Here is an 11,736-nt window from a genome sequence, read left to right as displayed (position 1 = left end):
GGCGCTTTTTTGTAGTATATGACCGATAAATAACGACGTTAAAAGACTACCGTTTTATTACCGTACACCACAACTTGTTCATTTAATACTAATTGTAGCGCTTTGCTTAATACGCTTTTTTCAACATCACGACCGTTATGTGCTAACTCTTCAGCACTGTAACTATGATCAACTGAAATCACATCTTGTTTGATAATCGGCCCTTCATCTAAAAGATTATTCACAAAGTGTGCTGTTGCACCAATAATTTTGACGCCGCGATCCCAAGCCTGCTTGTACGGAGATGCTCCAATAAAAGCCGGTAAAAATGAATGATGAATGTTAATAATCTTATCTGGAAATGCTGACACAAATTCAGGCGTTAACACTCGCATATATTTAGCCAACACTAAAAAGTCAGTCTCATAAGGCTGAATTACCGCCAACATCGCCTGCTCATGTTCCTGACGATTTAACCCTTCATGGCTAACATAATGAAATGGAATATCAAATTTTTCAGTCAATGGCTGCAGCACATCATAATTCCCCACTACAGCAGCAATCTCAACGTCTAAGCCGCCATAATAGGATTTCATCAAAATATCGCCTAAACAATGGGCTTCTTTTGTCACCATGATCACGATACGTTTTTTACCCATATCGACCAATTTCATCCGATTCTGGGTAGGCAATACCGCGCGTAACTCACTTAATAGCCGTTCATCATCAAACTGACCTTCAAGTTCTGCGCGCATAAAAAAGCGCCCTTGTGTGTGGTCTACAAATTCGGTGTTTTTAATAATGTTTAATTGATGAGCGAAACATACACTGGTAATTTTGGCAATCAAACCTTGGGCATCGGCACAATCGGTTATCAGCACTTTTCGCTGTAAAACTGGTGGGTTAATAATGGTATGATCTTGTTGGCTCACGCGTACAACTCCTCTTTAAAGACTGTTCAACAGTGTGCCATTTAAAAAGATTTTTGGGTGAGGTTTTTAGTGATAAATTTTCATAAAATGAAAATTATCTACTTTTTTAATCCCATGTTCTAAAAAATGGCCGCCAAATTAAGCCAAAATTCAACACAACTACATATAACGGCTATCATTAGCGTCGAGAATCTAAATATTTTTGCAGTAATTTACGCAGTGTTTCCGCCTTAGTCCCATAGACAACTTGAACACCTTTACCCATTACCACCACGCCTTTAGCGCCCAAGCGCATCAGTCTGGCTTTATCAATTAAATGCGCTTGGTTAACACTAATACGTAAGCGGGTTAAACAAGCGTTAATTTCAACTATATTATCGCGCCCACCTAATGCCGAAATCATCGCTCTTAAGCTCTCTTTGGGTTTTGCGGGTATATCGCTTTGTTCTATTCGCCCTGGGGTTTTTAAGTTAAATGCTAAAATGCTGGCCCTAAAAATAGCGTAATAGATCACAGCAGTAAGCGGACCTAACACTACAATCCAATGCGTATTGGCAGAGCGAGAAAACAATAACGTAAAATCCACCAATCCATGAGAAAACACAATACTGTGATGAATGTCGAGCAAAATACACACGCTATAGGCAATACCAGTGAGTAATGCATGGACAATAAATAAGATAGGCGCAACAAACATAAAGGCAAATTCAATCGGCTCGGTCACCCCAGTTAGCCAGCTGGCCGTGGCAGCGGATAACATAATACCTGCCACTCTGTTGCGCTCAGCTTTATCAGCACAACGCCAGATAGCTAATGCGGCGGCAGGTAAGCCCCACATTTTTATCAAATAGCCGCCTGCGAGATTTCCAGCTAATGGGTCACCAGCGAGATAGCGAGCCACCTCACCTCGTACAACTGTTCCTTGGTTAATGTATTGGCCTATTTCAAGATAAAATGGCGCATTCCAAATATGATGTAACCCAAGCGGAATTAATAAACGTTCAACCGTACCGTAGACCCCAAAAGCAATGGCAGGATCTTGATACACGGACCAATCAGAAAGATGTTCGATAACACGAGATAACGGTGGCCATACATGGATTAAAAGATAAGCCAACGCCATAGAGAGAGGAATAACAATGATGGGCGCACTGCGGCGACCTTCAAAAAATGAAAAAATAGCTGGTAATTTAACATGATGACTAATGTTTACCGCTAAACAAGTGATCGCACCAACTAACATACCGCCAGCGATGCCAGTATCAATGGTTTGCATCCCCCACAATGGCCGTGAAACCAGGCCATAAATATCTGTGAGGGCCCCCATGGTAGATAGAAAAACACCAAAACCAAAGACTGCAGAAAAAGCAGCAATACCTTGATCACGGCAAAATCCAATGGCTACTGCGACGCTAAACAACAATGGCATCATGGTAAACACTAAGTTACCGACTGCAGACAAGACAGTATTTAATTCTGTTGGGATAAATGGCAGCGGATTAAACGTCAACCCTAACATCACCCCCGCAGCGGGTAAAATAGCAATTGGAATCAGCAGAGCTTGACTAAGACGCTGGGCAAATTTAAACCATTGTTGCGTAATAAAACTTACGCTACGTTTACCGATATAACGGTGCTGTGCCAAGTGGCTATCCATGTTTTAGCTTCTATTTCGGGTTCCATCGTTTCACAGGCATCGATCTCTAACCGTTCAGTCAGGGGTTTTGCACCTAATTCAGTAAATAATTCATCAAATTGTTTTATCGCACCACAATAGGTTTCGTAGCTTGAATCACCTAAGCCAATAAGGCTGTATTGCAATGAGGGCAGATACGGTGCATTGGATTTAAGTTCATTAAACCAAGGCGCAATATCTTCAGGTAAATCACCTTGCCCAGTAGTGGACGATACGACTATTAGTAGTTCATTCTGTGGTGGCACAAAACCTAATAATTCATTAGGTTGCCAAAGTTTAGCGGTAAAACCTAATTTTGCAATCTCCTTAGTCACTGTTTCAGCAGTAAATTGTGCACTACCATAAACGGTACCAAAAACAATATTGACCATTTTCATGGTATACTTTCCCCTTAAATTAAATACTATGTAAAATACCTTGAGTGTTAATGACTTACCTTACTGTATTCTTTTAGTCTCTCGCAAGTGTCTTTATGCTGCTAAGGTTAAATCAATAGGGTCAAAGCGGGTTGGCTCAAAGTGAAATAACGCCACAATGGAATCTAGACCATGCGACAAGTGAGCCGAAAGCGAAAACTCAAACTCCAGCATAAATCTGCCCACATACGCCGTAATTACTATTTTCATATTGAACAACAAAATCATAAGCTTATTCCCCCTATTGCTGAGTTCGAAAAGCTCAAAAAAGCGATTGCCGATCACATAGAATAAATCAGCGTCTTAGGGTGTTAACTAAGTAACATACTTGGCATAGATGATAATTGATCATCATCCCAGCCAAATGCAGCGAAAATATCTAGCCATTCTGCTTCTAACTCAGTTTCTATATGCATCGGTTGCTGTGTCACCGGATGGGTAAACTGCAAACTTTTTGCTATCAACCATAAACGATTAATACCGAAATGCTCACGAAAAAACTTATTTTGTTTACCATCACCATGGGTAGTATCACCAATGATGGGATGACGTAAATGCGCCATATGACGGCGTAATTGATGCTTACGCCCAGTATGAGGACTTAATCTTACTAATCCGAAACGGCTAGAAGGATAACGACCTGAGCTAAAGGGGATTTCAGCATTCAATAGTGGTTGGTAATCCGTTACCGCTTGTTGTGCTGCTTTATTGGGATCGACATGCTTGTCCCCCAAATCATCAAATTCTTGTTTCAGGGCATAATCTAACCTGCCAGACTCGTGCATATTGCCACGAATAATGGCTAAGTATTGCTTCTTAATACTGTGATCGGCAAATTGGTCACATAATGCCCGAGCCACCTCACTCGATTTAGCAAACAGCAATACGCCAGATGTCGGACGGTCTAAGCGATGCACTGGAAACACATGACAACCCACTAAATCACGGGTCATCTGCATCGCAAAAAAACGCTCTCTTCGAGCTAAATAACTGCGATGGACTAATAAACCTGCGGGTTTATGTATTGCAACAATATGCTCGTCTTCAAATAATATCTCGACATGAGGAGGCTGTACGTCGTCTAAGTCAGTGTCTTCAGCACTATAATTCATGTCATCAGAGCTTATTTGCCCAAATAAATCATCATTATCCAATGAGTATTCAGCATCGTTATCTTTTGTCATCTTTATCACTTTACTTATTTTGTATTGGGCTAGGCCTATTGGGTCAAGCTTTGTTGGCATAGGGTATAGGATTAATGTGGCTGACGTTTATTGTTCGCTTAACGCTGGCTGAGCAATATATCAAATTGCCGTAACTGGGCAATCATCACCTCACCATGGGGCTTACTTTGCCATACGTGCTCAGCCATAGGGGCTAACGCCATATTGCTTGGCAAAGGATGTCGTTGTACAACAAGCTCGGTCATCTTTGGAATAAAAATAAACTGCAACCATTGCTCAAATGCCATTACATCACAGCAAAATGGTGCCGTACTGGTCATTGCTGATACAGGAGGTAAAATATCAGACCACAGCTGAAACTCCTTAAGCAATTGTTCTAATTTAATTAAATGATTTTGGCTGGTTAAATAAAGCATAAAAGTGAACGACAACATCAAGGCTAAGTCGGAATATGATATCATTTAGCGCATTGAATACCCATCCAACATATGTGATTTAGTGACAACACCCATGACCGAGATAACTACCCTAAGCCAGTTTCTGACGACCGCAAATACTCAATTCCAAATATACGATTTAGGTCGCCGAGTGCAACATATCGATATGTTAGCCTTTCAGCAAATTGACTCTTTATTGGCGCCGTATCCTTATCCCATTCAAGGCCATGCGCAGTTTGCAATCGTATTTTGGCAACAAGCACAATTACCCTATATCTGGTTTGTAAAATTACCTTTAGATGAGCAAGGTTTATTATCACCTGCGCCGCGAACTCAGTTTATTAAAATGATTTTAGAGGCCTTGGGTCGTAACCCAACCCAAGCATTAACTGATGAACAGCAAGAGCAATTAGCCAATCATCCATTTAGCTTTAAGCCAAATCAACATAAACTGGCATTATTTAATGCCTTAGTGAGGCTTCAGCTTAATCAACCGGCATCGAGTCAATACGAATTTGCCGCACAGTATTTGTCTGGGCAAGCAGCGCATGACACATGGCCACAACTGGGTGTTCAAGGTTTAGCAGATCTTTGCGTTCGCGCACACCAATTTAATCATCTTGATGACATAATCAACGCCCTTGATAATGCTCCTATTGAAGTAAAAGCTGCACTTTGCCAAAGTTTGGAGCACATTAATCTTGATAAGCGCCTTGCTGAACACTTGTTTAGTCAACTACAACAAGCTGAAGATCATCTAAAGGTCATGTATTTAGCGGCATTAGCGTCCAATGTGCACTACAGCATGGCAGCGATTAATCAGTTAAATGACCAGCAAGCTCTGGATGAAAACACCTTAATCACCATTGCGGCTCGTAACTGGTTAGCCCTAAAAGATGATGACACTCGTAAACACTATTTAGAAGCACTTGCAAAGCAGCCGCAGCACTTCTTTAATCAAGTATTTGCTGATATCGTGGCAATACCCAGCTTGCGTCCGGGATTATTAGCTGACTTAAGGCATCCAGACAGAAGCATTCAACTAGCGACCGCTATCGGCGGATTATTTAGGGCAACCAGCCTATGATGAGTGATTTTTTAATATTTGTTGCTTTAATTGTTGTTGGCGCTTTTTTTTGGCAATTAAGACAAATGGCCGAACTTAGCCGAACTGTCGTAGAGCAGTCGTGTAAAAAACAGAACGTACAATTGCTCGCCATTGCAATGGAATCGGCTCGTCCGAGTATTGGTGGCACGACAGGCATTTGTTGGAAAGCAACTTTTATGTTCGAATTTAGCACCGACGGTTTAAACCAATATCGTGGACACATCATGATGCATGGTAATCGTGCGACTAAGATTGAATGGCCTATTTTCCCGGAGCCAGAATGGATGGATGCCCCTATGGCCAGTGGTAAATTTGGCGGATGCGGCAGCAGTAAAAGTTGCGATTCAGGCAAATGCCATTAATGAGGTTAACTTGACGCTATTTTGCACTCTTGAGCAAAATAGCGTTTTATTGTTGTTCAATGCCCGAGAACTAAACATTACTGTTCATCTATTTGTTAATAGCATTGCTCTTACCTGCATTAAGCTTGAGGTTTGTTAATCATTTTATAATCGTGATAAGTCACCGTTTGGATACTATCAAGCGATTTAAAAATTGCCGCCGTTCCTTCGATGGTGGTTGATGTATGTTCTGGCATCGCTAAACCTTCGAACACAGCAAACCCTAATTCTAATTCAAATTTTGTCAAAGTGACTGAAAATGCCGGATTCAGATCATCGGTATTACTGATCAGAATTTTTTTCAGCTGTTTGGATGCTTTATCTAAATAAAGCATTCCAGTAAGAGCAGCATTATCAAGTTCTTCAATATTAGGAACAAATTTAAACGCTACACTCGTTTCATCTTCAGCCACCAAAACAAGTGTGGTTAAATCAATAAGATCAGAAAATGCTAACTCATGGCTGTTCTCATCTTTATCCTCTTTAAGATCTTGTTGATGTTGCTGATATTTGTCTGTGCGCTTTTTATCAGGTTTTTCACCATTTTCAGACACCAAGGTCCATCGCTGCATTTCAGGCTGTGACGCATCAAATCGTTCAACTCGTGTTAAGTCAGGCATAACAGTATGCTGAACATATTGCCAACGTACATTTGCATCATCTGTGTTATGGTTAATCTCACTTAATGCCTGCTCAACCCATTGCAACTCCTCAGGAGTCACCTCGGCATTAGCTTTGTAACACGTAAAAGCAATACTGATCACTAAAGCCAACGTAAACACATTCATACTATTCCCTCTTATACTAAACTCACATCAACTGTTTACAATTTGACAACATTACCAAGATAAGTTCCGATTATAGCGAAAAAAACACAAAAGAAAGGCCGCGACATTAACTGCCGCGGCCTCTTGATCTCTTGTTAAGCTTTCCAGCTATAAATGTGCTCCCTGCACCATCCATGCGTATCGCTTGCTTCCTGCTATGTCCTTGTTCAATCCTTGATGTTCCTTGTACAATTAAGTACTTTCCATCTTACTCGATTATCCTTTTACCGAGCCTGCTCCATCCTGAGCGTGTCCTTATATCATCCATGAAATTCTTAACATATCCTGTCGCAAATCATTTGCGTAGCATCTTGCATCCACTGCACATTATCATCCTGATAATGTTATAAAACCTGCTTAATCCGCTAGTGCGTCCATTGAGCAAGCTTAGCGTTTCATCCTGAAACTTAATATCGTCCGTTATGTCCGTATAGTCATGGTCTTCCTAGACCTATTTACTACCTTGTAATGTCCCCTTCCTAGGTACGAGATAAATAATAGTTCATTTACCTCAACCTAAACAGGTACCTCTAAATGATTAAAATATCCCGCGAATAATGAAAAATAAACTTTACAACAAAATCATAAGCTTAGATTTAAAAAAGAAATATTCACCATTAATTAGGTGATTCATCTCACATGCTTTGTGAGATATATCTCACAAAAATGCAGGCTAAAAAGGTAAACACCTAGTTAACGTTTAACACTAATCAAACATTTATTCTGAGTAAATAGCACGAATACTCGCCTCAACTCGCTTTTATGGTCATTTTACCCAAATAGCATCATTTCAGGACTCGCAGATATTACCCGAATAGTTCTATACATAAATGACCACATTGACACTGGTTCATGCCAATTTATGAGCAATATTAGCCAATCCCAATAGATAGGTTTTAAGCATGAGTGGATTAAACCTAAATTTTAACATCCTATTTAGATTTTGCTTATATGGGCTGTTTGTATGTTGAACGGTGACAGTTTTACTACCTAAATAATCTTTAAGCCCAATGACATCATTCTCGCCCCGAGTAAATTGATACTCACTATCAATTTTTATTTTTTGTGTATAGCAAGGCTTAAACGACCATACGGCCTGCTCCCCATAATGGCACAGCGTGTCATATGTGAAGGACAAAAAGCGGTTCCAATCAGCCTAAAACGGCTAAAAAAGTACGATCATCAACGACAAGCAAGCTATCAATTTAATTGATAGCTTACTTAAAAAAGTCTCAATATTATTTATGCGATTTATTGTGTAATTTAAATTTGCACTAACGACACAATAAACACATTCAAGGAGTTATCGATGTATATAGCATATTTAAGTCCACCTCGATTTGGAGTCCGTAACACATTACGGAAGACATCATGAGGGAGGATCACGCCCCAGAGGCGAACCCATACTTATTAACAGCCAAGCAAAAAAACCATTTCTGCGTGGTAGATGAACATATTGTAATCAGCCCTTTTGAAAAGGCTGCGGAATATGGACACGCTAAAGTCACTAAGCACTTTGGGCAGTCATTTGGTCTATCTGTATTTGCAGGCGCCTTCATTGCTCTGGCATTTGTATTTTATCTTACGGTAACGACTGGTTCATCAGCGGATTCATGGGGCTTAGTCAGATTTAGTGGTGGTATCGCTTTTAGCTTAGGACTCATTCTCGTAGTTGTTCTGGGTGGAGAACTGTTTACCAGCACGGTATTGAGTGCGATTGCTTGGGCACAAAAACGGGTCTCGACCAAACAATTACTGGGCTGTTGGACGCGCGTCTATTTAGGCAACCTATGTGGCGCGATGTTGATACTGCTACTGGTAATGATGTCAAAAATGTACGCAATGGACAGTAATCAATGGGGACTTAATGCACTGCATGTTTCACAACACAAGATCCACCATGATTGGAGCCAGGCTTTTGCTCTTGGGATACTGTGTAATTTGTTAGTTTGCCTAGGTGTGTGGATGACCTTTAGCTGCAAAGATGCTTTAGCTAAATCGTTACTGCTCATATTACCAGTTGCTATGTTCGTCTCCAGCGGTTTTGAACATAGCATTGCCAACTTATTCATGGTGCCACTGGGTATTGCCATTCAACACTTTGCTGGAAATGAATACTTCAGTGCATTGGGAGTAATGCGACAAACTTTTGCAGACCTTACCTTAAGTAACTTCCTATTTAACAACCTTATTCCGGTAACGCTGGGCAATATCGTCGGTGGTGCTGTGTTTGTGGGTCTTGGTTATTACTGGATAGATAATACCGCGATGAAAGTCCCTGGCGAAGCTGCATCACGACACATTAGCACCATCACAAAAACTCCGATGCAAATTTCAAAAAAGTACCAAGATTCAAGTATTGCTCAACAAACTCAATATCAACCAAGTCAAGAGGACTTAGCCATGAAAAATAAAATCCAAAAACTTATTGTCAGTGAACTAATGGACACTAAACCGACCACTCTTTCAGTTGATACAAGTATTTATCAAGCGCTTACCCTGCTAGCAAAAAATAATGTCCGCAGTGCACCTGTGATCGATAAAGATAATCAGCTATTAGGCTTTGTATCAGAGCAAGATCTTATGCGCTCACTTTGGTCTGAGGAGTTTGCATCTACATTGCCTATTTCAGTCAAAGATATTATGCAAACTAAAATGCTCACTGTCGCACCAACAGAGAAAATTGTTCAATTGCTAGAGTTTATGGTGGTTGATAAAAACAAACTATTCCCTGTGACAGATTCAGGTATGTACATTAGCGGTGGCTATCAAAGCTATGAAGAACGTCTGCGTGATGCATCTGCAACAGTACCAAGTACTTATCCAGTTGTTGAAAACGGTCGTTTATGTGGGGTTATTCGTCGTGAAACCTTCATGCAAATGTTCGCTAAGCTTTATAGTCCAGAGCACGATGGCATTACCCATCCGGTTGAACAGCAATCAGTGGCATAATCCTGAGGACACAATGCCGATGCAAATACTGATTTCATAGTCAACTCACAAACACTTTGCTTAAGTTGATATCACCAGGAACAAGTTAGCAATATCGCTAACTTGTTCCTATATAAGATTGACTCTCTAGGTTTATGTGCAGGGTAATGCTGTCTATAACAGTGCGAAACAGTTTGTCAGCCGATTAAGCTTATTATTCATCAACAACATCGATAAACCATATTGATTGTCATTTATACAACCAAGGCTGACAAATTCATCACACTAGATTATTCACCAAAGTGAAGCTAGCGTTATATTTCTTTTCACATTCAAGTCCCATTAAACAAACATTCGTATTGAGAGCTTTTGAGATTTAGAGCGTTACAACGAGCCTTCCATGAACCAAGCAATAAAGCTAACTTTACTCGTAGTCGCAGATTTTTTATATACACTCGTTAACTGATTGCGTACGGTTTTATCTGAAGCGTTTCTAAAATTAGCGATTTCCTTAGCGCTATATCCCTTGAGAGTAAACAAAGCAATGTCAGACTCGCTATCAGTTAACCCCCATCTAGAAAATTGTTTTACTATTTCCTCGCCAAAATGTCGCTTGGCACTTATCAATTCTTTCGATGCCTGCATTGAGTATATGATTGCTTGATCACGCTCTTTGAGCAACTGTGCGTTTCTTCGTGTGGTCACTTTCGCATTCCATAGCAACATCAACAGTAAAGATAGCGAAAAAACAGAAACTGTAGCTTCTTGTAATATATGCAGTATATTAGCCCCTCGCCCCATATCGGCAAAAAAATCCGAAATACTGGTGATGATAACGATCAAAAAAAACAGCATAGTTAGAAATTTTAACTTTCCAGCGTCAATCATCACATTTCGAATATAGTGCATCATTACTTCCCTAAAATTAGTTCCTTGTTAATTGTCTCACTCATTGCTTTTTTGGGTATGCGACATATGTCCTACGTACTGAAAATTAACTCTTATTTTTACACAGAAACAGAGCTCGGGACATTACGCCCATATAACAATGATTCAACCAGGCCTATCATCGGCGTTACCTGAGGTGATGATGACTTGAGTTCATCTGTGCATATTGACTCAAGCCTAACGGATCCCAATCGACACTTGCTGTTAATAATATAAATGGAAACATCGATGAAAAATCTTAACTATCTACCCGCAATCATTCTGACATCAATCGCCCTTTCATTATCTTTTACTGGGCAAGCTGTAGCTCAAAATGTTGATTTTGGTCCACTTCAGCCGTTAATTGGATCGTGGAAAACGGTTAGTCCCGGCGTTGACATCGCACCTGGAAGAACAGGGTCAAATGTTGGTGAAGGTGGCACAGCTGTAGAAGCTTTCTATGAAATAAGAACATATGAAGCCGCTGCCGACGCTGTTAATGCCAGCGATCAATCTCTGGTCGCTATTTATTACAAACTAGAGGTGTTTAGACAAAGAGACGATGCCAAATTTCATGATCAGCGTGGTTATATGATTTACGACCAAAAGAATCAAATGGTATATAACTCATACTGTGTGCCAAGAGCGGTATGTGTGATCGCAGAAGGAAAAGCAGGCAAAAAAATGACCCTGACAGCGCCAAGTAGAGGTATAGGTGAATCGACATATATGACCGAAAATGCGACGACCCAAGGATTCTCTATGACAATGGAAATTGGTGAAAAAACCCTGTCCTACTCACAAACCACCAAACTCAATATCTACGGTAAAGATTTCTCTCATACCGATGCTGCGACGTTAGAAAAAGTGAATGAGTAAGTTAATACGACTTCTCGCG

The 11,736-nt window shown here is 40.4% G+C and carries 12 protein-coding genes; 5 read left to right on the top strand and 7 right to left on the bottom strand.

All coding sequences use genetic code 11. The features are described 5' to 3' along the window. Nucleotides 1-38: 38 nt before the first annotated feature. The 3 genes from purU to ACED29_RS05190 all read right to left on the bottom strand — a co-directional run bounded on the left by purU (nt 39) and on the right by ACED29_RS05190 (nt 2,984). Nucleotides 39-911, bottom strand: coding sequence for a formyltetrahydrofolate deformylase (purU, locus tag ACED29_RS05200; RefSeq protein WP_124016981.1), 873 nt, complete (start codon nt 909-911; stop codon nt 39-41). 178 nt (nt 912-1,089) lie between these two features. Continuing rightward, complete coding sequence (locus ACED29_RS05195; RefSeq protein ID WP_182698044.1) at nt 1,090-2,568, bottom strand: PTS transporter subunit EIIC; 1,479 nt, start codon at nt 2,566-2,568, stop codon at nt 1,090-1,092. After that, nucleotides 2,520-2,984 carry a flavodoxin gene (locus tag ACED29_RS05190; RefSeq protein WP_124016979.1) on the bottom strand — a complete coding sequence of 155 codons (465 nt, stop codon included), beginning with the start codon at nt 2,982-2,984 and terminating at the stop codon, nt 2,520-2,522. The genes ACED29_RS05195 and ACED29_RS05190 overlap by 49 nt, the downstream gene beginning before the upstream one ends. Before the next feature lie 171 nt (nt 2,985-3,155). Between ACED29_RS05190 and ACED29_RS05185 the strand changes: the two genes are divergently transcribed. After that, nucleotides 3,156-3,317, top strand: a complete 162-nt coding sequence (locus ACED29_RS05185) for a hypothetical protein (RefSeq protein ID WP_165870116.1) — start codon at nt 3,156-3,158, stop codon at nt 3,315-3,317. 17 nt (nt 3,318-3,334) lie between these two features. On the opposite strand, the gene truC is transcribed toward ACED29_RS05185, so the two are convergent. After that, nucleotides 3,335-4,135: a tRNA pseudouridine(65) synthase TruC gene (gene truC, locus ACED29_RS05180; RefSeq protein ID WP_371697199.1), complete on the bottom strand. Its 801-nt coding sequence runs from the start codon at nt 4,133-4,135 to the stop codon at nt 3,335-3,337. Nucleotides 4,136-4,305: 170 nt separating this feature from the next. After that, a complete protein-coding gene (locus ACED29_RS05175) occupies nt 4,306-4,668 on the bottom strand; it encodes a YqcC family protein (protein ID WP_124016978.1) in 363 nt (120 codons plus the stop codon). Between the two features lie 49 nt (nt 4,669-4,717). Here ACED29_RS05175 and ACED29_RS05170 point away from each other — a divergent pair, with 49 nt between their 5' ends. Both ACED29_RS05170 and ACED29_RS05165 read left to right on the top strand, forming a co-directional pair. Next, nucleotides 4,718-5,731, top strand: coding sequence for a DUF3549 family protein (locus ACED29_RS05170; protein WP_182698042.1), 1,014 nt, complete (start codon nt 4,718-4,720; stop codon nt 5,729-5,731). Continuing rightward, nucleotides 5,728-6,114, top strand: coding sequence for a DUF3301 domain-containing protein (locus ACED29_RS05165; RefSeq protein WP_124016976.1), 387 nt, complete (start codon nt 5,728-5,730; stop codon nt 6,112-6,114). Before ACED29_RS05170 ends, ACED29_RS05165 begins: the two co-directional genes overlap by 4 nt. A gap of 119 nt (nt 6,115-6,233) precedes the next feature. Here ACED29_RS05165 and ACED29_RS05160 read toward each other — a convergent pair whose 3' ends face one another. After that, on the bottom strand, nt 6,234-6,941 hold the full coding sequence (locus tag ACED29_RS05160; protein WP_124016975.1) for a hypothetical protein: 708 nt from the start codon (nt 6,939-6,941) through the stop codon (nt 6,234-6,236). 1,410 nt (nt 6,942-8,351) lie between these two features. Here ACED29_RS05160 and focA point away from each other — a divergent pair. Further along, on the top strand, nt 8,352-9,932 hold the full coding sequence (gene focA / locus ACED29_RS05155; protein ID WP_182757192.1) for a formate transporter FocA: 1,581 nt from the start codon (nt 8,352-8,354) through the stop codon (nt 9,930-9,932). Nucleotides 9,933-10,295: 363 nt separating this feature from the next. Here focA and ACED29_RS05150 read toward each other — a convergent pair whose 3' ends face one another. Beyond that, complete coding sequence (locus ACED29_RS05150; protein WP_124016973.1) at nt 10,296-10,823, bottom strand: LuxR C-terminal-related transcriptional regulator; 528 nt, start codon at nt 10,821-10,823, stop codon at nt 10,296-10,298. Between the two features lie 264 nt (nt 10,824-11,087). Here ACED29_RS05150 and ACED29_RS05145 point away from each other — a divergent pair, with 264 nt between their 5' ends. Beyond that, nucleotides 11,088-11,717 (top strand): heme-binding beta-barrel domain-containing protein, encoded by a 630-nt coding sequence (locus tag ACED29_RS05145; RefSeq protein ID WP_124016972.1) that lies wholly within the window; start codon nt 11,088-11,090, stop codon nt 11,715-11,717. Nucleotides 11,718-11,736 lie beyond the last annotated feature (19 nt).

The organism is Shewanella sp. 5S214 (genome assembly GCF_041439795.1).
Taxonomy (GTDB): domain Bacteria; phylum Pseudomonadota; class Gammaproteobacteria; order Enterobacterales; family Shewanellaceae; genus Shewanella; species Shewanella vesiculosa.
Note: the sequence above shows the minus strand (reverse complement) of the source record. Positions and strands in the feature narration are given on the sequence as shown.